Below are 21,480 nucleotides of genomic sequence, written 5' to 3' on the forward strand. Positions count from 1 at the left end.
ACAACCCGACAGATCCCCGGTCACCCCGACCGGGGATCTTCGCGTTGTCCCCACGGTCGCGGGCGCGACGGCGCCCGCGACACCGGCACGCCCGCTCCCCTGCCGGCGCGCCCCAGGCACGGAGCGGGCTCCGCCGGCAGCAGGAGGCGCACAGGACGAAGCCGACAGGAAGAACGGCAGACAGAAGACCCCCGGCCATTCGACCGGGGGTCTCTCAGCGTGGGGCTGACAGGATGTGAACACGCGCACTTTCAGGGGTTCTCACTGACGCCGTTGGCCAAGGACACAGAACTCGTTGCCCTCGGGGTCTGCCATGACAACCCACGACTGCTCACCCTGGCCGATGTCGACACGCTTGGCGCCATGAGCCTCGAGGCGAGCCACCTCGGCGTCCTGGTCGTCAGGCCTGAAGTCGAGATGCAGCCGGCTCTTGAACGTCTTGCTCTCATCGATCCGGACGAAGTCCAACCCCGGCAGGCGATCCGGCTCCGGGCGGATCTCGAACTCCTCATCGGAGGAGTGGACCACGACCCACCCGAGAGCCTTTGCCCACCACTGCCCCAGGGCCACCGGATCCACCGGATCCACCGAGTGAACGATTACCTGTTCCCATGCCAAGCTCATCCGCCGAGTCAGGTTCGGAGGGTCGCCATGCCGACGGAGTTTCTGGAAGATCCACTGATCGACCGATGTCAGTCGGAGATGCCGAAGACCCCCGATCCATCCGGACCGGGGGTCTCTCACTGTGGGGCTAACAGGATTTGAACCTGTGGCCTCATCCTTATCAGGGATGCGCTCTAACCAACTGAGCTATAGCCCCGCCGCGCTCTGCGGTGTGTGTCCCGCGCGCTGACTCCTGAAGATTAGCGCACGAGGGGGGCAGTCCCAAAATCGGTTGTCGCAGGACCGTCAGCGGACGCTTGGAGCGCTCGTCACTCGTCCTCGGCCAGCGTCAGCTCGATGCCGCCGACGAAGCCCGCGGAGAGGTTGTAGATGAAGGCCCCGAGGGTCGCCAGGGCCGTCGCCAGGACGACGTCGATGACCGCGATGATCGCCGTGAACATCAGGACGTGCGGCAGCGACAGGAAGGACTGCAGGTCGAAGCCGTTGGACTCGTTCGATCCGGTCGCCTCCGAGATGGTCCCGCCGACCGTCGTGAACACGCCCATGGCGTCCATGACCATCCACAACACGGAGGCCGCCACGATGGTGCAGATGCCCAGCGCGATGGAGAGCAGGAAGCTGACCTTCATGACCGACCAGGGGTCGGCCTTGGCCACGCGCAACCGGGCCTTGCGGGTGCGCGGGGTCGTCCGGGCGCCCGTGCGCGGGCGGCGGACCGAGCCGGACTGCCCCGCGTCGGGCGCGGCCCCCGCGGCCGCCGGGTAGGCCTGCGGCGGGTGGTACGGCCCCGCGGGCTGCTGCGGCTGGCGCTCGCCCGGCAGCGGGGAGGCCGCCCCGTGGCTCTGCGGGCCGGCCTGGGCCTGCGGGCTCTGCGGGCCTCGGGTGTCCGTCACCGTTCCCCCCTGGGATCCGTGAGAGTGGGGCGAGTGCGAGTCTGGCGCGGATGCCTTGATCGCCTTGAGGTTGGTCGTGTGCGAATCGGTCGCGGGCGCGGCGGAGCCACGGCCGCCGCCGTCCGGTCCCGTACCAGTGGAGGTACCGGCCGACCCGGCGCCCGTGGCTCCGCTCACGATGACTCACTCCTCGTGCTACTCGGCCGAGGGTGCCTCACCCTCGTCCGTGCCGGTGGCCGCGGCATCCTCGGCGTTCTCGTCCACGGCCACGTCGCCGTCGACTTCCTCCGCCTCGCGCCCCGCCTCGGCGTTTCGTGCGATACCGACCACGGCATCGCGCTTGCCCAGGTTGATCAGTTGGACGCCCATGGTGTCACGGCCCGTCTCCCTGACCTCATTGACCCGCGTACGGATCACACCGCCGGAGAGAGTGATGGCGAGGATCTCGTCGGTCTCCTCGACCACCAGCGCGCCGACGAGCGAGCCGCGGTCCTCCACGATCTTGGCGGCCTTGATGCCGAGGCCACCGCGACCCTGGACGCGGTACTCGTCGACGGCGGTCCGCTTCGCGTACCCACCGTCCGTGGCAGTGAACACGAACGTACCGGGTCGAACAACATTCATCGAGAGGAGTTCGTCGCCCTCGCGGAAGCTCATGCCCTTCACACCGGAGGTTGCACGGCCCATGGGACGCAGGGTGTCGTCCGATGCGGTGAACCTGATCGATTGGGCCTTCCTGCTGATCAGCAGCAGATCGTCGTCCGCCGAGACGAGTTCGGCGCCGATCAGTTCGTCGTCGGTGCCGTCCTCCCGCTCGCGCAGGTTGATGGCGATGACACCGCCGGAGCGTGGCGAATCGTAATCCTTCAGAGGCGTCTTCTTGACCAGACCGGCCTTGGTGGCCAGCACCAGGTACGGAGCCGCCTCGTAGTCGCGGATCGCGAGGATCTCGGCGATCGCCTCGTCCGGCTGGAAGGCCAGCAGGTTCGCCACGTGCTGGCCGCGCGCGTCCCGGCCGGCGTCCGGCAGCTCGTAGGCCTTCGCCCGGTACACCCGGCCCTTGTTGGTGAAGAACAGCAGCCAGTGGTGCGTGGTGGAGACGAAGAAGTGGTCGACGATGTCGTCTTCCTTCAGCTTCGTGCCGCGCACGCCCTTGCCGCCGCGCTTCTGGGCGCGGTAGTCGTCGGTCTTGGTCCGCTTGATGTAGCCGCCGCGGGTGACCGTGACGACGATGTCCTCCTCGGCGATCAGGTCCTCGATGGACATGTCGCCCTCGTAGGGGATCAGCTTCGTCTGGCGGTCGTCGCCGTACTTCTCGACGATCGCGGCCAGCTCCTCGCTGACGATCCCGCGCTGGCGGACCGGGGAGGCGAGGATCTCGTTGTACTGGTTGATCTTCGCCTGGAGTTCGTCGTGCTCCTGGACGATCTTCTGGCGTTCCAGGGCGGCCAGGCGGCGCAGCTGCATCTCGAGGATGGCGTTGGCCTGGATCTCGTCGATCTCCAGCAGGCCCATCAGGCCCGTGCGCGCGACCTCGACGGTCTCACTGCGCCGGATCAGCGCGATGACCTCGTCGATGGCGTCCAGGGCCTTGAGCAGACCGCGCAGAATGTGCGCCCGCTCCTCGGCCTTGCGCAGACGGAAGCGCGTACGGCGGACGACGACCTCGATCTGGTGCGTCACCCAGTGGCGGATGAACGCGTCCAGCGAGAGGGTGCGCGGCACGCCGTCGACCAGGGCCAGCATGTTGGCGCCGAAGTTGGTCTGCAGATCGGTGTGCTTGTAGAGGTTGTTCAGGACGACCTTGGCGACCGCGTCCCGCTTGAGGACGATGACCAGGCGCTGGCCTGTGCGGGACGACGTCTCGTCACGGACGTCGGCGATGCCGCCGACCTTGCCGTCCTTCACCAGGTCGGCGATCTTCTGCGCCAGGTTGTCCGGGTTCACCTGGTACGGCAGCTCGGTGACCACCAGGCACTGGCGGTTCTGGATCTCCTCGACCTCGACCACCGCGCGCATCGTGATGGAGCCGCGGCCGGTGCGGTAGGCCTCCTCGATGCCCTTGCGGCCGACCACGAGCGCGCCCGTCGGGAAGTCCGGGCCCTTGATCCGCTCGATGAGCGCGTCCAGCAGCTCCTCGTGCGAGGCCTCGGGGTTCTCCAGGCACCACTGGGCGCCGGCCGCGACCTCGCGCAGGTTGTGCGGCGGGATGTTGGTCGCCATGCCGACCGCGATACCGGCCGAGCCGTTGATCAGCAGGTTCGGGAACCGGGCCGGCAGGACGGTCGGCTCCTGGGAACGGCCGTCGTAGTTGTCCGTGAAGTCGACGGTCTCCTCGTCGATGTCGCGGACCATCTCCATCGACAGCGGCGCCATCTTGCACTCGGTGTAGCGCATGGCCGCCGCCGGGTCGTTGCCCGGCGAGCCGAAGTTGCCGTTGGAGTCCACCAGCGGCATCCGCATCGCCCACGGCTGGGCCAGGCGGACCAGCGCGTCGTAGATCGAGGAGTCGCCGTGCGGGTGGTAGTTGCCCATGACGTCGCCGACGACACGGGCGCACTTGTAGAAGCCGCGCTCGGGGCGGTAGCCGCCGTCGTACATCGCGTACAGCACGCGGCGGTGGACGGGCTTGAGGCCGTCCCTGACGTCCGGCAGCGCACGCGAGACGATGACGGACATCGCGTAGTCGAGATACGAGCGCTGCATCTCCGTCTCGAGCCCGACGGGCTCCACACGGAGGACGGCCTCGCCGCCTTCTTCAGGCGTGACAGGGGTGTTCTCGTCGGCCATTGCTGGTGGGAATCCTTCCTGGTGCGGTCAGCTGAGACCGACTCAGATGTCGAGGAAACGGACGTCCTTGGCATTGCGCTGGATGAACTGGCGGCGCGCCTCGACGTCCTCGCCCATCAGGACCGAGAACAGGTCGTCGGCCTGGGCGGCGTCGTCGAGCGTGACCTGGCCGAGGACGCGGTGCTCCTGGTCCATCGTCGTCACGCGCAGCTCCTCGGCGTTCATCTCGCCGAGACCCTTGAAGCGCTGGATGGAGTCCTCGCGGACGCGCTTGCCGCGCTGCCGGCCCATCTCGATCAGGGCGTCGCGCTCGCGGTCGGAGTAGGCGTAGTCGACGTCGTCCTTGCCCCACTTGATCTTGTACAGCGGGGGACGGGACAGGAAGACGTGGCCCGCCTCGACCAGCGGCCGCATGAAGCGGAACAGGAAGGTCAGCAGCAGGGTGTTGATGTGCTGGCCGTCGACGTCTGCGTCCGCCATCAGGATGATCTTGTGATAGCGGAGCTTCTCGATGTCGAAGTCCTCGTGCACGCCCGTGCCGAACGCGGAGATCAGCGCCTGGATCTCCTGGTTCTGCAGGATCTTGTCGATGCGCGCCTTCTCGACGTTGAGGATCTTGCCTCGGATCGGGAGGATCGCCTGGTACTCCGGGTTGCGGCCGGACTTGGCCGAGCCGCCGGCTGAGTCACCCTCGACGATGAAGATCTCGCACTTGGTCGGGTCGTTCGACTGGCAGTCGGAGAGCTTGCCCGGCAGGGACGCCGACTCCAGCAGTCCCTTGCGGCGGGTCAGGTCGCGGGCCTTGCGGGCCGCCACACGCGCGGTGGCCGCCTGGATGGCCTTGCGGACGATGTCCGCCGCCTCGTTCGGGTTGCGGTCCAGCCAGTCGTTGAGGTGCTCGTAGACCGCCTTCTGCACGAAGGTCTTCGCCTCCGTGTTGCCCAGCTTGGTCTTGGTCTGGCCCTCGAACTGCGGCTCGCTCAGCTTGACCGAGATGATCGCGGTCAGACCCTCGCGGATGTCGTCACCCGTGAGGTTGTCGTCCTTCTCCCGCAGCAGCTTCTTGTCGCGCGCGTACTTGTTGATCAGCGAGGTCAGCGCGGCGCGGAAGCCCTCCTCGTGCGTACCGCCCTCGTGGGTGTGGATGATGTTGGCGAAGGAGTACACGCCCTCGCTGTAACCGTTGTTCCACTGCATCGCGACCTCGAGGGACAGGCTCTTGTCCTTGTCCTCGGCCTCGAGATCGATGACGGAGGGGTGCACCACCTCTCCCTTGCGGGAGTTGAGGTACTTCACGAAGTCGACGATGCCGCCCTCGTAGTGGTACGTGACCGACTTGACCTCGGCCTTCTGGTCCGCGCCCGCCTCGTCCGCGCCGGAGGTGGCCTTCGCCGACTCGCGCTCGTCGGTCAGCCTGATCGTCAGGCCCTTGTTGAGGAACGCCATCTCCTGGAAACGCCGCGAGAGCGTCTCGAAGGAGTACTCGGTGGTCTCGAAGATGTCCGGGTCGGCCCAGAACGTGACCGAGGTGCCGGTCTCCTCCGTCGCCTCGTGCTTGGCCAGCGGAGCGGTCGGGACACCCAGCTTGTAGTCCTGCGTCCAGCGGTGGCCGTCGGTCTTGATCTCCACGGAGACCTTGCTCGACAGGGCGTTCACCACGGAGACGCCGACGCCGTGCAGACCGCCGGAGACCGCGTAACCTCCGCCACCGAACTTGCCGCCCGCGTGCAGCACGGTCAGCACGACCTCGACGGCCGGCTTGCCCTCGGAGGCCACGATGCCGACGGGGATGCCACGGCCGTTGTCGACGACGCGGACGCCGCCGTCGGCCAGGATCGTCACGTCGATGGTGTCCGCGTGCCCCGCCAGTGCCTCGTCGACGGAGTTGTCGACCACCTCGTACACGAGGTGGTGGAGTCCGCGCTCACCGGTGGAACCGATGTACATGCCAGGTCGCTTGCGGACCGCGTCCAGGCCCTCGAGGACGGTGATGGCGCTGGCGTCGTACGAGGCGGTGACCTCACCGTTCGATGAGGCGGCCAGGTCAGCGCCGGCGTCGGTGGACGGGATGTTCTCGTTGGGGTTGCCGGAATCGGCCACGAAGCGCCCTTTCTGGCACAGCACGAGCCGGGCTCGTCGGCGGGTTGCCGGAGCGGCTGCGGCATGTTGCGTTGGTAAGCCTTGATCAGCGTTGCTCAGCTTTTCCCGGACGGTCCCCACGTTCGGGGCGGGATTGTCTTCCAGTCTACCGGTAGCGCCGACAGTGATGGGGGTTTGCCGGTACCTGAGTCCGCATGTGGCGCCCTGAACCGGTCTCGGCCGGGTCCCGATATGCGGAAGGGGGCTCCAAGAGGCTCACAGCGGCACTCAGCGCTTCTGGGCGTCAACCCCTCGCTACTCCAGGGTCAGGTAGGTAATCGCAAGAGCGTACGGTGGCCGGACAGGACGCTCCCGAGCAGCCACGCACGGTCCCCTGTGACGGTTCTATGTGAGGTCTGTCACCCGTAGGTGTCGCCGGGTCCCGTGCTGCCGGGCGCGCGCAGCGGGCCGTACCGGCGGGCGCCGCCGCCGGGGCCGTTCACCTTGATCAACCGGACCGCGCCATGGCCCAGGTCCTCGTTGAGGCGGGCGACCAGCGTCGGGGCGAGCAGGCGCAGGTTCGTCGCCCACGCCGTCGAGTCGCAGCGCACGCTCAGCACCCGCTCGTCCTCGTCGTACCTCTCCGGCACACAGTGCTTGGCCACGTCAGCGCCGACGATCTGCGGCCAGCGCCCCATCACACCGCCCACCGCGGCCGGGGTCTCCCAGCCGCGCTCGGTGATCAGCCGGTTGATGGCCGCGCCCAGCGCCATCGGATCACGGCCGTCGGCACGCGCGCCGGAGCGCAGACCACCGCGCCGCGCCTGCCGCTTCTGCTGCGCCGCGTCCCCACGCGCGCGTGCCGCCTCCTTCGCCGCGCGCAACGCCACGCGCGCCAGGTCGACGCCGGAGGGTTCGGGTGTCTTCGACGAGGGCTTCTGGGGCGCCGGGTCGTGCTCGCCGCTCATACGCGCTCCACCGTCCCGTCCGACACGGCGAACCGCGTGCCCGCCAGCACGTGCGGCACGTCGTCGTCCACCGCTGCGGTCACCAGGACCTGCTCACCGGGCGCGACCAGTTCGGCCAGGCGTTCGCGGCGACGGGCGTCCAGCTCGGCGAAGACGTCGTCGAGGATCAGCACCGGCTCGTTGCCCTCCGCGCGCAGCAGGTCGTACGAGGCCAGGCGCAGCGCCAGCGCATAGGACCACGACTCCCCGTGGGAGGCGTATCCCTTGGCGGGCAGCTGCCCCAACTTGAGCACCAGGTCGTCCCGGTGGGGTCCCACCAGGGTGACGCCCCGCTCGATCTCCTGTTTGCGGGCGTCCGCCAGCGCGGCCATGAGCTGCTCGAAGAGGGCCTCGCGCGTGTGCGCCTCACCGGGCGCGGACGGCTTGTACTCCAGCGCGACCGGGCCGCCGCCGGGCGCAAGCTGCTCGTACGCCTTGTCGGCCAGCGGCTGCAACGCGGCGATGAGATCGAGACGCTGCGCGAGCAGCTCCGCACCCGCGCGCGCGAGGTGCTGGTCCCACACGTCCAGTGTGGACAGATCCATGGAACGGCCGCCGTGCCGACGGGCCAGCGCGGCCGACTTGAGGAGCGTGTTGCGCTGCTTGAGGACCCGCTCGTAGTCCGAGCGCACGCCCGCCATGCGCGGGGAGCGGGCCGTGATCAGCTCGTCCAGGAAACGGCGCCGCTCACCGGGGTCGCCCTTGACCAGGGCAAGGTCCTCCGGCGCGAACAGCACGGTCCGTACGATGCCCAGGACGTCACGCGGTCTGACCTGCGAGGAGCGGTTGATGCGGGCGCGGTTGGCACGGCCGGGATTCAGCTCCAGCTCGACCAACTGCTGCCGCTCGCCCTGCCTGACCTGGGCGCGGATCACCGCACGCTCGGCGCCCATGCGCACCAGGGGGGCGTCGGAGGCGACCCGGTGACTGCCGAGCGTGGCGAGGTAGCCGATCGCCTCGACGAGATTGGTCTTCCCCTGGCCGTTGGGGCCGACGAAGGCGGTGACGCCCGGGTCGAGCGGGACCTCGGCCCGGGCGTAGGAGCGGAAGTCGGCCAGCGACAGATGCGTGACGTGCATGGTCGTTCGCCGGCCTCCCCCAGCGTTGCGGACCGCCGGGCGGTCCTGGGTCTCACGGACCCTGTGGACTACTTCTTCTCTACGGCATGGCCGCCGAACTGGTTGCGCAGCGCGGCGATCATCTTCATCTGCGGCGAGTCCTCCTGGCGGGAGGCGAACCGCGCGAACAGCGAGGCCGTGATCGCGGGCAGCGGCACGGCGTTGTCGATGGCGGCCTCCACGGTCCACCGGCCCTCGCCGGAGTCCTGTGCGTAACCCCTCAGCCCGTCCAGGTGCTCGTCCTCGTCGAGGGCGCCGACCGCGAGGTCCAGCAGCCAGGAGCGGATGACGGTGCCCTCCTGCCAGGAGCGGAAGACCTCGCGGACGTTGTCCACGGAGTCGACCTTCTCCAGCAGCTCCCAGCCCTCGGCGTAGGCCTGCATCATCGCGTACTCGATGCCGTTGTGGACCATCTTCGCGAAGTGGCCCGCGCCGACCTTGCCGGCGTGCACCGAGCCGAAGTCGCCCTCGGGCTTGAGCGCGTCGAAGATCGGCTGCACCTTGGCGACGTTCTCCGGGTCGCCGCCGTACATCAGCGCGTAGCCGTTCTGCAGGCCCCAGACACCGCCGGAGACGCCGCAGTCGACGAAACCTATGCCCTTGGCGGCCAGTTCCGCCGCGTGCTTCTCGTCGTCCGTCCAGCGCGAGTTGCCGCCGTCCACGACCACGTCACCGGGCTGCAGCAGCTCGGCGAGCTCGTCGATGGTCGACTGGGTCGGGGCACCGGCCGGGACCATCACCCAGACCACGCGCGGGCCCTGTAGCTTGTCCACAAGCTCGGAGAGGCTGTGGACGTCCGCGAGATCCGGGTTGCGGTCGTATCCGATGACGGTGTGGCCCGCGCGGCGGATCCGCTCGCGCATGTTGCCGCCCATCTTGCCGAGGCCGACGAGACCGAGCTCCATCAGTTGTGTCCTTAGGTGTCCGACGTGGCATGAGGGCACTTTCGTACCCGCGTCCGAGCCTAAACCCGGACGCTCGCGCACATCCGTGGGCATACGCGCTCATACGTACGCCCACGACCACGCCCTCGACCCGCGGAGTCGTGCCGCCCGCTCAGCCGCTCAGCCGCACCGGCATGATCAGGTACTTGTAGGCCTCGTCCGCCTCGGCGTCCACCGCCGGCTTGCCACTGAGCAGCGCGGGCTTGGTGGAGGTCGTGAAGGACAGCTGCGCCACCGGGGAGTCGATCGCGCTCAGGCCGTCCAGCAGGAACGTGGGGTTGAAGGCGATGGAGATGTCGTCGCCGTCCAGATGGGCGTCTACCCTTTCCACAGCCTGTGCGTCGTCGCTGGAGCCGGCCTCCAGGATGAGCACGCCCTGCTCGAAGCTCAGCCGCACCGGGGTGTTGCGCTCCGCGACCAGGGCCACGCGCTTGACGGCCTCCACGAAGGGGGCGGTCTCGATGACGGCGACGCTGTTGAACTCGGTGGGGAACAGCGTGCGGTACTTCGGGAGGTCGCCTTCGAGGAGACGGGTGGTCGTCCGCCGGCCGGCGCCCTCGAAACCGATCAAGCCCTCACCGGCACCCGAGCCGGACAGCGCCAGGATCACACTGTCGCCGCTGGTCAGCGACTTGGCGGTGTCCAGCAGGGTCTTGGCGGGCACCAGGGCGACCGCAGAGGCCTCCGGGTTCTCCGGCTTCCACAGGAACTCGCGGACCGCGAAGCGGTAGCGGTCGGTGGAGGCCAGCGTCACCGTGTCGCCCTCGATCTCGATGCGGACACCGGTGAGAACGGGCAGCGTGTCGTCACGGCCGGCCGCGATCGCGACCTGCTGCACGGCGGAGGCGAAAACCTCGCCGGGGACGGTGCCCGTCGCGTTCGGCATCTGCGGGAGCGCCGGGTACTCCTCCACAGGCAGTGTGTGGAGGGTGAAGCGGGACGAGCCGCAGACCACCGTCGCCCGTACACCGTCTGTGGAAATCTCCACCGGGCGGTTCGGCAGGGCGCGGGAGATGTCCGCGAGCAGGCGGCCGGAGACGAGGACCGTGCCTTCCTCCTCGACCTCGGCCTCGACCGACACACGGGCGGAGACCTCGTAGTCGAAGCTGGACAGGCTCAGCTGGCCGTCCTCGGCCTTCAGCAGCAGGCCGGCGAGAACAGGCGCCGGCGGACGGGCCGGGAGGCTGCGTGCCGCCCAGGCCACTGCCTCCGCGAGTACGTCGCGTTCCACCCGGATCTTCACCGTAAGCCGCCTCCTGCTGTTGCTTCTGAGTCCTCCGACTCGGTGTCACCGCCGACTGCGACGGGAAGGACACCGGGGACCAGTCTGACGCACGCCGCTGACAGTAGGTGCCTGTCGGGGTCAAGTCGCTCCGAGGGACGGTCGGGGTCCGGCGGGCGAGTTGTGCACAGGTCCCGCTTCGAAACGAATTCCACGCTCTCTCTAGTCGGGAGTAGTAGTAGGGGCTGTGGATACCGTGGATAACCACGTTTGCCCAGCTCAGCGCGGAAATTTTGTCCACGGTCCCTGTGGGCGGCGCCGGTGGACAACTTGCGGTGTCTGTGGAGAACAAGAAGTTCTGCACACCCCGCCCACAGCCTGAGGGGAGTTCTCCCCAGCTGCGTCCCCAGGTTTACCCATGTTTCCCACAGCCCAATCCGGCTCCTTCGTGTGACCGCTTTCACTCGACGCGGTGATCGGGGGCGTCGCGTTGCCGAACAGTGGACAGCCATGTGGAGAAGCGACCGATCATTGGGGACAACGGGTCCCAGCCTGTGGGTTGCCCGTGGACAACTTCGTGCACAGCCTGTGGATCTCCGCTTCGTCCACAGTCTGTGGAGATCATTCGTCCACGAGTCCACAGGCTGCTGAGCTGGGCTGATGGCTCCCCAGCCCAATGCCTGTGGACGCCGTTCGGGACAACTCCGCAGTCCCCAGGATGTGGACGGCAGAAAGTCACCGAATCTGTGGAGAGCGGCCGTAACCAGGCATTTAATCGAACACCGGGTTGCGGCCGGACGACGATCCTCCGCGGTGTGGAGGGCCTCGCGAGCGTCTCGGGAGCGTCTCTGGACAACCTGGCGACTGCTCTGGCGAGGGCCGGGGACGGCGCTGTGGGGTGCCGTGGGGCCGAGCGGCGGCTTTGCGGAGCACCCTGGGGCCGTACCGCGGCTTGGCCGAGCGCTGGGCGACGGCTCTGTCCAGAGCGCTGCACCGCCCAGCGTGACGGCTCCGGGCGACCCCGGGCAGGCGGCCACCCTCAACGCAAGAAGGCGCCCCGGGAGTCGCTTCCCAGGGCGCCCTCGGCGCTGCCGCTGCCGTACGGCCGGCCGCCGTCAGCCGTTCTTGATGCGGTTGGTCAGCTCGGTGACCTGGTTGTAGATGGAGCGCCGCTCCGCCATCAGCGCGCGGATCTTGCGATCGGCGTGCATGACGGTCGTGTGGTCGCGTCCTCCGAACTGCGCGCCGATCTTCGGCAGCGACAGGTCGGTCAGCTCACGGCACAGGTACATGGCGATCTGCCGGGCGGTCACCAGCGCGCGCCCGCGCGAGGTGCCGCACAGGTCCTCCACCGTGAGCCCGAAGTAGTCGGCGGTGGCCGCCATGATGGCCGTCGCCGTGATCTCCGGTGCCGTGTCCTCGCCGCCGGGGATGAGGTCCTTGAGGACGATCTCCGTCAGGCCCAGGTCCACCGGCTGCCGGTTGAGCGAGGCGAACGCCGTCACACGGATCAGCGCGCCCTCGAGCTCGCGGATGTTGCGCGAGATCCGTGAGGCGATGAACTCCAGTACCTCCGGAGGGGCGTTGAGCTGCTCCTGCACCGCCTTCTTGCGCAGGATCGCGATGCGCGTCTCCAGCTCCGGCGGCTGGACGTCCGTGATCAGGCCCCACTCGAAACGGTTCCGCAGCCGGTCTTCCAGCGTCACCAGCTGCTTGGGCGGCCGGTCGGAGGACAGCACGATCTGCTTGTTGGCGTTGTGGAGGGTGTTGAAGGTGTGGAAGAACTCCTCCTGCGTCGACTCCTTGTCCGCGAGGAACTGGATGTCGTCGACGAGCAGGATGTCCATCTCCCGGTAGCGCTTGCGGAAGCTGTCGCCCTTGCCGTCGCGGATGGAGTTGATGAACTCGTTGGTGAACTCCTCCGAGCTCACGTACCGCACGCGCGTGCCCGGGTACAGGCTGCGCGCGTAGTGACCGATCGCGTGCAGCAGGTGCGTCTTGCCGAGGCCCGACTCGCCGTAGATGAAGAGCGGGTTGTACGCCTTGGCCGGGGCCTCGGCGACGGCGACCGCCGCCGCGTGCGCGAAGCGGTTGGACGCGCCGATGACGAAGGTGTCGAAGAGGTACTTCGGGTTCAGCCGGGCGGTCGGCTCGCCCGGGCCGCTCGCCGGCGCGGGCTGCGCGGACGAGGATCCGGGGCCCCCGGCGCCGGGCCGGGCCGGGCCCGCCGGACCACCGCGGTGCACGGGACCGGGATCGGCCGACGGCTCGGGCAGCTCCCGGCGGCCGGCGTCCCGCTGGTCGTAGTCCCGCTGGTCGTAGTCGGCGCGGGAGGAGTCGTAGTCGGAGCGCGGCTGGTCGTACGACGGCCGGTCCATCGGTCGCGGACGGTAGTCCTGCGAGCCGTAGGAGTCGCGCGAACCGTACGAGTCCTGCTGGGCGTAGCCGTCGCGCGGGCCGTAGGCGTCCTGTCCGGGCGACGCGTACGGGTCCCGCTCCGGGAAGCCGAGCCGCTGCTGCTGCCAGCCGTAGCCGTCCTGGCCGGGGCGCGGCCAGGCGCCGGGCTCGGGGCGCTGGTAGTCCGGGTACTCCGAGGGGTAGGCCGGACGGGCGGTCGGGAGCGAGTCCGCGCCGTCGGCCTGCTGCGGGCCGGTGCGCGGCGGCGGCAGCTGGTCGTCGGGGCCGCCCGGATGATGGTCGGCGCGGCCGCCGGGGCGGTGGCTGTCGGGCCGGGGCTCGCCGCGGTGGCGGCCGTAGCCCTCGTAGCCGCCCTGGCCGGTGGGCAGCTCCTGCTCCTCGTAGCGCGGCCCCGGCGCCGGCGGCGTGGGGCTCTGGGGTTCGCCGACGGAGCTGTCGACGGTGATCGCGATACGGATCGGGCGGCCGCACTCGCGGCTGAGCGTCTCGCTGACGATCGGGGCGAGCCGGCCTTCGAGTACGCCCTTCGCGAACTCGTTCGGAACGGCGAGCAGAGCGGTGTCCGCGACCAGCGCGAGCGGCTGGCAGCGGCGGATCCAGTGTTCGTCCTTCGTCTCGACGCCCTGTCCGCGGCCCTCCCCGAGGAGCTGTTCCATTACTCGCGGCCACACTGCGGCAAGATCGGCAGGTACGTCAGCCACAGGGCACGCTCTCTCACGGGGTCCCACGAACGTGTGGTTCGGGACGGGTCGGGATGTAAACGGGGGACAAGGGAACGAATGGGAGTCCAGCCACGGTAGTCAGGGCGGTGGCCACGGTTCAAGTTGTTGTCCCCAGGCTGTGGACAAGTGTCTCTCGGGCGTCGCTGGTTTGACCGGATGGCGCAGCCGCGCGTACCGTAACCAGGTCGAGTTGTCGATGGCTGCTGCCGCCTGCCTCCGATGGGCACAGATCGCGTCAAGGTGATCGGTAAGCGGTGCACTCGGGCGTAACTGCGAGCTACCTCGTGGGCGCACGGTGACAGCCAGGACGGCACCCCGCCACTACTGATTCTTTCTGGAGCCCCCGAGTGAGCAAGCGCACCTTCCAGCCGAACAACCGTCGTCGCGCGAAGACCCACGGCTTCCGGCTGCGTATGCGCACCCGTGCCGGCCGCGCGATTCTCGCGTCCCGCCGTAGCAAGGGTCGCGCCCGTCTGTCCGCCTGATCCCGATCAGGTCATGACGTCGTGCTGCCCACCGAGAACCGGCTGAGGCGGCGCGAGGACTTCGCGACCGCGGTGCGACGAGGACGTCGGGCAGGACGCCCGCTTCTCGTCGTCCACCTTCGTAGCGGTGCCACGGACCCGCACGCGCCAGGGGAGAGCGCTCCCCCGTCGCGTGCGGGTTTCGTCGTGAGCAAGGCAGTGGGTGGCGCGGTCGTGCGCAACGCCGTGAAGCGCAGACTCCGCCATCTGATGCGTGACCGGGTCGCCTTGCTGCCCCCCGGTAGCCTGGTAGTCGTACGAGCGCTGCCCGGAGCCGGCGACGCCGACCACGCACAGCTGGCTCGAGACCTGGATGCCGCCCTTCAACGACTGCTGGGAGGGGGCGCGCGATGAAGTACCCGCTGATGGCTCTGATCAAGCTGTACCAGTGGACCATCAGCCCGTTGCTCGGGCCGGTGTGCAAGTACTACCCGTCGTGTTCCCACTACGGCTACACGGCCATCGACCGGCACGGTGCGATCAAGGGAACGGCGCTCACCGCTTGGCGGATCCTGCGCTGCAACCCGTGGTCGCTCGGTGGTGTGGACCATGTCCCGCCGCGCAAGCGTCCGCGGTGGCACGAAATGCTGCGTAGCGCCTGGCGCGCACGCAAGGGCGGGCCCTCCGCCGCCGAACCGGCCACCGACGGGGTCATCCCGTCGAGCCCGGCCGCAGAGACCTCGTCCCATGCCCAAGGAGCATGATTAGTGGACACGATTGCCAGTCTTTTCAGTTTCATCACCTGGCCCGTCTCCTGGGTCATCGTCCAGTTCCACAGGGTGTACGGGGCGATCTTCGGACCTGACACCGGGTGGGCTTGGGGCCTGTCCATCGTGTCCCTGGTGATCCTGATCCGTATCTGCCTGATCCCGCTCTTCGTGAAGCAGATCAAGGCGACGCGCGCGATGCAGACGCTCCAGCCGGAGATGAAGAAGATCCAGGAGCGCTACAAGACCGACAAGCAGCGTCAGTCCGAAGAGATGATGAAGCTGTACAAGGAGTCGGGCACCAACCCGCTCTCCTCGTGCCTTCCCATCCTGGCGCAGTCGCCGTTCTTCTTCGCCCTGTACCACGTGCTGAGCGCCATCGCGACCGGCAAGACGATCGGTGTCATCAACGAGCCGCTGCTCGCCAGCGCCCGTAAGGCGCACATCGTCGGCGCGCCGCTCGCTGCGAAGTTCATGGACAGCTCGGACAAGGTCGCGGCCCTCGGCGCCACGCTGACCGATGTCCGCGTCGTGACCGCGGTCATGATCGTCCTGATGTCGTTCTCGCAGTTCTACACGCAGCGCCAGCTGATGACCAAGAACGTCGACACGACGGTGAAGACGCCGTTCATGCAGCAGCAGAAGATGCTGATGTACGTCTTCCCGGTCATGTTCGCCGTCTTCGGCATCAACTTCCCGGTCGGTGTTCTCGTCTACTGGCTGACCACCAACGTGTGGACCATGGGCCAGCAGATGTACGTCATCCACAACAATCCGACCCCGGGTTCCAAGGCCCAGGCCGCCTATCTGGAGCGTCTGGCCAAGCACGTCACGCACCATGGCAAGATCCGCCGGCGCAGCGAGAAGGTCATCGTCAAGGCGATCGTCGCCAAGGGCCGCGACCGCAACGAGTTCGAACGCAAGTTCATCAACGGTCTGAACAAGGCCGGGCTGGCGGCCCAGCCCGACGGCACCGTGGTGAAGAGCGAGACCGCCGTCGCCGTACAGGCCGAGGACGGCACGACCACCACCACGAGCGCCACCGCCCCCAGGCGTCAGCAGCCCAAGCGGCAGACCAAGGCCCAGCGTCAGTCGGGCGGTGCGAAGCCGGCCGGTGACACCGAGCCGGCCACGCCCTCCGCGTCGCTGAGCAAGTCCGACGAACCGCAGGACGCTCCGCCCGCCGCTGCCAGCAAGGCCGCCCCGAAGCCGGGGAACGGATCGCGCAGCAAGGCCCAGTCCGGCCAGCGCAAGGGCCCGCAGCGACCCAAGTCCCCGTCCAAGAAGTAAGAAGGAGCCCATCCCGTGACGGAAGGCACCACCTCCGCCGCTGCCGAGGGCGCAGACGCCCTGACCCGCCTGGAGCAGGAGGGCGAGATTGCGGCGGACTACCTCGAGGGTCTGCTGGACATCGCCGACCTCGACGGCGACATCGACATGGATGTCGAGGCCGACCGCGCCTCTGTCTCGATCATCAGTGACACCGGCGGCCGCGACCTGCAGAAGCTGGTCGGCCGGGACGGCGAGGTGCTGGAGGCGCTGCAGGAGCTCACGCGCCTGGCGGTGCACCGGGAGACCGGCGACCGCAGCCGTCTGATGCTGGACATCGCGGGCTACCGTGCCAAGAAGCGGGCCGAGCTGTCCGAGCTGGGTGCCAAGGCCGCGGCCGAGGCCAAGAGCACCGGCGAGCCCGTGAAGCTGAAGCCGATGAGCCCGTTCGAGCGCAAGGTCGTGCACGACGCGGTCAAGGCCGCGGGTCTGCGCAGCGAGTCCGAGGGCGAGGAGCCGCAGCGCTTCGTCGTCGTGCTTCCCGCCTGAGCGGTCTTACGTTCCACCGGCCCCGTCTGTTGCGCAGGCGGGGCCGCAACCTTGTCAGCCTGGTAGTTCTGATGGTCGGCGCTGAACGCGCTGTTCGGTACGGAAGGACGGTCCCCGTGACGGAGGCAGCGGAGCTTCCCCCTGCGCCCGAGCAGGCACGTGACGTATTCGGTGATCGCTTCTCGGATGCGGTCCGGTACGCCGAGCTGCTGGCGGAGGCGGGAGTGCAGCGGGGGCTCATCGGCCCGCGCGAGGTTCCCCGTCTGTGGGAGCGGCACCTGCTGAACTGCGCGGTGCTCTCCGAGGTCGTCCCCGAGGGGGTGACGGTGTGCGACGTCGGCTCCGGCGCGGGCCTGCCGGGTATCCCCCTGGCGCTGGTCCGGGAGGACCTGAAGATCACGCTGCTGGAACCGCTGCTGCGGCGCACCACATTCCTCACCGAGGTGGTCGAGCTTCTCGGGCTGGACCATGTGACCGTCGTCCGGGGCCGGGCCGAGGAGGTCATGGGCAAGCTCACGCCGGTCCACGTGGTGACCGCCCGGGCGGTGGCTCCGCTGGACCGACTGGCCACCTGGGGTATTCCGCTGCTGCGCCCGTACGGCGAGATGCTCGCCCTCAAGGGGGACACGGCCGAGGAGGAGCTGAAGAGCGCGGCCACCGCCCTGAGTAAACTCGGAGCGGTGGAGACCTCCATCCTGCATGTGGGTGAAGGTGTGGTGGACCCTCTGTCCACGGTGGTACGCGTCGAGGTCGGGGAGAGCCCCGGCGGTGTGCGCTTCGCGGCCAAGCGGGCGAAGGCCGCCCGGACGGGGCGGACCCGCCGGCGCCGTTGACGAGTCGTGTGGTGGGGCCGTGACGGCGTCGATGGTTCGACTCCGGCGATCAGGCGTACTCCACACAAGCTGCCCAACCTACGCATGACGGAGTGTCGCGACAGTTCGGCCACGACTGCTGTGCATCGTGTTTCACGTGAAACGTCGCTCACTGTTGCACGGCATCATCAACCGCGGCCGCGCCGCGGCCCAGCCTCGCGATCGCAAGCCTCTCGGTTCACTCGGAGAGGGTCCGGAGTTGTCCACAGAGGTGGATTTCTCCACAGAACGTCAGGCCTCACTGGTTCGCGACCCCGAAGGCATGGGAGGCTCTGTTCATTGCGAGCCTGAAGTCGAGGAGAGTGAATCCTTGCGGTCCGACGCCAACATCGCGGGACCGATGACCGATCCGGTCCCCGGTCCCCGTACCGAGTCGATGGGGGAGAATGTTTCACGTGAAACACCGCCCCCGATGGAAGACACTCCCATCGGTCGTGCTGCCCAACTGGCGGTCGAGGCTCTAGGCCGCGCCGGTGAGGGCCTCCCGCGGCCCGAGCAGACCCGTGTCATCGTGGTCGCCAACCAGAAGGGCGGCGTGGGCAAGACGACGACGACCGTCAACCTTGCCGCTTCGCTGGCTCTGCACGGCAGCCGTGTCCTGGTCATCGACCTCGACCCGCAGGGCAACGCCTCCACCGCGCTGGGGATCGACCACCACGCCGAAGTTCCGTCCATCTACGACGTGTTGGTGGAGAGCAAGCCTCTGGCAGAGGTTGTCCAGCCCGTCCCCGACGTCGAGGGTCTCTTCTGCGCCCCCGCCACGATCGATCTCGCCGGTGCGGAGATCGAGCTGGTGTCCCTGGTGGCGCGTGAGAGCCGGCTACAGCGGGCGATCCAGGCCTATGAGCAGCCGCTGGACTACATCCTCATCGACTGTCCGCCCTCGCTCGGTCTGCTGACGGTCAATGCCTTGGTCGCCGGGCAGGAGGTCCTCATCCCGATCCAGTGCGAGTACTACGCGCTGGAGGGCTTGGGACAACTGCTCCGCAACGTGGACCTGGTCCGGGGTCACCTCAACCCCGCTCTGCATGTCTCGACCATCCTGCTCACCATGTACGACGGCCGGACGCGCCTCGCGTCCCAGGTCGCGGAAGAGGTGCGCAGCCACTTCGGCGACGAGGTGCTGCGGACGAGCATTCCTCGTTCCGTCCGTATCTCCGAGGCGCCCAGCTACGGACAGACGGTGCTGACTTACGATCCAGGATCGAGCGGTGCCCTCTCCTACTTCGAGGCGGCACGAGAAATCGCGTTGAAGGGCGTTGGCGTCAGCTACGACGCCACGCGCGCCCACATCGGCGCACAGAGCGACCCGAGCATGGTGGAGGGATTCAGTGAGTGAACGACGGAGGGGGTTGGGCCGCGGCCTCGGTGCACTGATCCCTGCTGCCCCGACAGGAGAGAGGCCATCGGCTCCGGCGGCGGTGGGGGGTGCTGCCTCTACGTCACCGGCGGCCGTCCCCATGCTGACCACCGAGCGCAGCGATCGTGGGGTGGCTGCGGCGAAGGTGGCCACGCTGCCCTCCGTTTCACGTGAAACGGAGGATCCGTCGGTGAGTAGCACCACAGACGTGCCGGCGGCCCCGATGGGGGCCCACTTCGCGGAGATCCCTCTCGACTCCATCACGCCGAACCCGCGCCAGCCGCGTGAGGTCTTCGACGAGGATGCGCTGGCTGAGCTCGTCACCTCCATCAAGGAGGTCGGACTCCTGCAGCCCGTCGTGGTACGGCAGCTCGGTCCTGAGCGCTACGAGCTCATCATGGGCGAACGGCGCTGGCGGGCCTGCCGTGAGGCGGGGCTCGAGGCGATCCCGGCGATCGTGCGGGCCACGGACGACGAGAAGCTCCTCCTGGACGCCCTGCTGGAAAACCTCCACAGGGCCCAGCTGAACCCGCTGGAAGAGGCGGCCGCCTACGACCAGCTGCTGAAGGACTTCAACTGCACCCATGACCAGCTGGCCGACCGCATCGGTCGCTCCCGCCCGCAGGTCTCCAACACGCTGCGGCTGCTGAAGCTCCCGGCGGCGGTGCAGAGCCGGGTCGCCGCCGGAGTGCTGTCCGCCGGGCACGCCCGGGCGCTGCTGTCGGTCGAGGACCCGGAGGAGCAGAACCGGCTGGCCCGTCGGATCGTGGCCGAGGGGCTCTCGGTGCGGGCCGTCGAGGAGATCGTGCAGCTGATGGGATCGCGGCCGCAGGCGGCTTCGCGCTCCAAGGGGCCTCGAGCCGGGGCCCGGGTCTCTCCGGCCCTGTCGGATCTCGCGACCCGGCTTTCCGACCGCTTCGAGACCCGGGTGAAGGTGGACCTGGGGCAGAAGAAGGGCAAGATCACCGTCGAGTTCGCCTCCATGGAGGACCTGGAGCGCATCCTCGGCACACTGGCTCCGGGCGAGGGGCCGGTGCTGCAGAAGCACCTCGTGGACGGTGGTTCGGAGGAGACGGAGGACTGAGCCCCTCATGAGGGGGAGGGCCTCGGTTCGGACGTTCGACAGAGACGGACCGTGTCCGGCGTATACCGGAACACGGTCCGTCCTTTGCTTTTAGTCGGTATCGACGGAATCGCATCCTGGATACGATGCGATCGGGTACGACGCATCCACCCGACAGCACCTCTGGTTGACGGCCGCTCGCGGCGTTGCGGGCACAGGAAGCGAGGAACAGCCTTCATGGGCCGTAGGCTCCTACCGCTCACGCTGGACAACCTCCAGGACCTTCCCAAGCGCTGTCGTGCGTGTGTCTTCTGGGAATTGGATCCCGTCAGCGGCGAAGCCGCGGTGAGGGCGGGTACACCCGCGCTGGAGAAGGAAGCATGGATCTCCGCCGTCCTCCTGGACTGGGGCTCCTGCGGCCGGGTTGTCTACGTCGATGACGTGCCGGTGGGTTTCGTGCTCTACGCTCCCCCTGCCTATGTGCCGCGCTCCATGGCCTTCCCCACGAGTCCTGTCTCGCCGGACGCGGTGCAGTTGATGACCGGCTTCATCATGCCGGGCTACCAGGGACAGGGCCTGGGGCGCGTCATGGTCCAGACGGTCGCCAAGGATCTGTTGCGCCGGGGCTTCAAAGCCATCGAGGCGTTCGGAGACGCCCGGTGGAAGGAACCCGCCTGCATGCTCCCGGCCGACCATCTGCTGGCGGTCGGCTTCAAGACGGTCCGGCACCACCCCACTCACCCGAGACTGCGGCTGGAGCTGCGGTCGACCCTCTCCTGGAAGGAAGACGTGGAGATGGCGATCGACCGGCTGCTGGGAGCGGTGCAGAAGGAACCGGCGCTCCGGCCGCTGTAGACCTCGCGCGGGCATCGCTCCAAAACGAATGGGCCAACCCTCTCGGGTTGGCCCATTCGTGTTTCACGTGAAACATGCGCCGTTTGCTCGGCGGCCTACTGCCTCACTCGGCGATGAAGTCCTCAAGGTCGCGCAGGATGGCGGCCTTCGGCTTCGCGCCGACGATGGTCTTGGCGACCTCGCCGTTCTGGTACACGTTCAGCGTCGGGATCGACATGACGCCGTACTTGGCGGCCGTTCCCGGGTTCTCGTCGATGTTGAGCTTGACGACCTCGATCTTCTCGCCGTACTCGGCGGCGATCGCCTCGAGGGACGGCGCGATCTGGCGGCAGGGACCGCACCAGGCGGCCCAGAAGTCCACCAGGACGGGCTTGTCGCTCTTGAGGACGTCCTGCTCGAAGGAGGAGTCGGTCACATTCTTCAGGGTGCCTGCCACGGCGGGCTCCTTAACTGATGCGGGCGGT

General features: G+C 68.4%; 19 protein-coding genes and 1 tRNA gene. 9 read left to right on the forward strand and 11 right to left on the reverse strand.

The genetic code is table 11. The features are described 5' to 3' along the window. Positions 1-261 precede the first annotated feature (261 nt). The 10 genes from BZY54_RS11465 to dnaA form a co-directional block, all read right to left on the reverse strand. A complete protein-coding gene (locus BZY54_RS11465; RefSeq protein ID WP_086725063.1) occupies positions 262-624 on the reverse strand; it encodes a VOC family protein in 363 nt (120 codons plus the stop codon). Positions 625-746: 122 nt separating this feature from the next. Beyond that, positions 747-820 (reverse strand) — tRNA-Ile (locus BZY54_RS11470). A gap of 112 nt (positions 821-932) precedes the next feature. Then, a complete protein-coding gene (locus BZY54_RS11475) occupies positions 933-1,694 on the reverse strand; it encodes a DUF3566 domain-containing protein (protein WP_086725064.1) in 762 nt (253 codons plus the stop codon). Between the two features lie 18 nt (positions 1,695-1,712). Beyond that, on the reverse strand, positions 1,713-4,307 hold the full coding sequence (gene gyrA / locus BZY54_RS11480) for a DNA gyrase subunit A (protein WP_086725065.1): 2,595 nt from the start codon (positions 4,305-4,307) through the stop codon (positions 1,713-1,715). A gap of 42 nt (positions 4,308-4,349) precedes the next feature. Continuing rightward, on the reverse strand, positions 4,350-6,431 hold the full coding sequence (gene gyrB / locus BZY54_RS11485) for a DNA topoisomerase (ATP-hydrolyzing) subunit B (RefSeq protein ID WP_086725066.1): 2,082 nt from the start codon (positions 6,429-6,431) through the stop codon (positions 4,350-4,352). Between the two features lie 374 nt (positions 6,432-6,805). After that, on the reverse strand, positions 6,806-7,354 hold the full coding sequence (locus BZY54_RS11490; RefSeq protein WP_086725067.1) for a DciA family protein: 549 nt from the start codon (positions 7,352-7,354) through the stop codon (positions 6,806-6,808). Beyond that, positions 7,351-8,472, reverse strand: coding sequence for a DNA replication/repair protein RecF (gene recF, locus BZY54_RS11495; RefSeq protein WP_086725068.1), 1,122 nt, complete (start codon positions 8,470-8,472; stop codon positions 7,351-7,353). The genes BZY54_RS11490 and recF overlap by 4 nt, the downstream gene beginning before the upstream one ends. A gap of 68 nt (positions 8,473-8,540) precedes the next feature. Beyond that, on the reverse strand, positions 8,541-9,416 hold the full coding sequence (gnd, locus tag BZY54_RS11500; RefSeq protein WP_086725069.1) for a phosphogluconate dehydrogenase (NAD(+)-dependent, decarboxylating): 876 nt from the start codon (positions 9,414-9,416) through the stop codon (positions 8,541-8,543). A gap of 151 nt (positions 9,417-9,567) precedes the next feature. After that, on the reverse strand, positions 9,568-10,698 hold the full coding sequence (dnaN, locus tag BZY54_RS11505; RefSeq protein WP_086725070.1) for a DNA polymerase III subunit beta: 1,131 nt from the start codon (positions 10,696-10,698) through the stop codon (positions 9,568-9,570). Positions 10,699-11,792: 1,094 nt separating this feature from the next. Continuing rightward, entirely contained in the window at positions 11,793-13,796 is a 2,004-nt protein-coding gene (gene dnaA / locus BZY54_RS11515; protein ID WP_086725071.1) for a chromosomal replication initiator protein DnaA, read from the reverse strand. A gap of 368 nt (positions 13,797-14,164) precedes the next feature. On the opposite strand from dnaA, the gene rpmH reads away from it, so the two are divergent. The 9 genes from rpmH (at position 14,165) to BZY54_RS11560 (ending at position 21,016) form a co-directional block, all read left to right on the forward strand. Next, positions 14,165-14,302 carry a 50S ribosomal protein L34 gene (gene rpmH / locus BZY54_RS11520; protein WP_003956500.1) on the forward strand — a complete coding sequence of 46 codons (138 nt, stop codon included), beginning with the start codon at positions 14,165-14,167 and terminating at the stop codon, positions 14,300-14,302. Positions 14,303-14,323: 21 nt separating this feature from the next. After that, entirely contained in the window at positions 14,324-14,695 is a 372-nt protein-coding gene (gene rnpA, locus BZY54_RS11525; RefSeq protein WP_086725072.1) for a ribonuclease P protein component, read from the forward strand. Then, positions 14,692-15,045: a membrane protein insertion efficiency factor YidD gene (yidD, locus tag BZY54_RS11530; RefSeq protein WP_086725073.1), complete on the forward strand. Its 354-nt coding sequence runs from the start codon at positions 14,692-14,694 to the stop codon at positions 15,043-15,045. The genes rnpA and yidD overlap by 4 nt, the downstream gene beginning before the upstream one ends. A gap of 3 nt (positions 15,046-15,048) precedes the next feature. After that, entirely contained in the window at positions 15,049-16,338 is a 1,290-nt protein-coding gene (gene yidC / locus BZY54_RS11535) for a membrane protein insertase YidC (RefSeq protein WP_086725074.1), read from the forward strand. A 15-nt stretch (positions 16,339-16,353) separates the two neighbouring features. After that, on the forward strand, positions 16,354-16,866 hold the full coding sequence (locus BZY54_RS11540) for a Jag family protein (RefSeq protein ID WP_086725075.1): 513 nt from the start codon (positions 16,354-16,356) through the stop codon (positions 16,864-16,866). A 116-nt stretch (positions 16,867-16,982) separates the two neighbouring features. Continuing rightward, a complete protein-coding gene (gene rsmG, locus BZY54_RS11545) occupies positions 16,983-17,699 on the forward strand; it encodes a 16S rRNA (guanine(527)-N(7))-methyltransferase RsmG (RefSeq protein WP_086725076.1) in 717 nt (238 codons plus the stop codon). Between the two features lie 301 nt (positions 17,700-18,000). Continuing rightward, positions 18,001-19,077: a ParA family protein gene (locus tag BZY54_RS11550; RefSeq protein ID WP_086725077.1), complete on the forward strand. Its 1,077-nt coding sequence runs from the start codon at positions 18,001-18,003 to the stop codon at positions 19,075-19,077. Continuing rightward, entirely contained in the window at positions 19,070-20,182 is a 1,113-nt protein-coding gene (locus tag BZY54_RS11555; protein ID WP_086725078.1) for a ParB/RepB/Spo0J family partition protein, read from the forward strand. The genes BZY54_RS11550 and BZY54_RS11555 overlap by 8 nt, the downstream gene beginning before the upstream one ends. Positions 20,183-20,398: 216 nt before the next feature. Next, positions 20,399-21,016, forward strand: coding sequence for a GNAT family N-acetyltransferase (locus BZY54_RS11560; protein WP_086725079.1), 618 nt, complete (start codon positions 20,399-20,401; stop codon positions 21,014-21,016). Between the two features lie 103 nt (positions 21,017-21,119). Here BZY54_RS11560 and trxA read toward each other — a convergent pair whose 3' ends face one another. Then, on the reverse strand, positions 21,120-21,452 hold the full coding sequence (gene trxA / locus BZY54_RS11565; RefSeq protein WP_086725080.1) for a thioredoxin: 333 nt from the start codon (positions 21,450-21,452) through the stop codon (positions 21,120-21,122). Between the last annotated feature and the right edge of the window lie 28 nt (positions 21,453-21,480).

This window comes from Streptomyces carpinensis, assembly GCF_002154505.1.
Taxonomy (GTDB): domain Bacteria; phylum Actinomycetota; class Actinomycetes; order Streptomycetales; family Streptomycetaceae; genus Streptomyces; species Streptomyces carpinensis.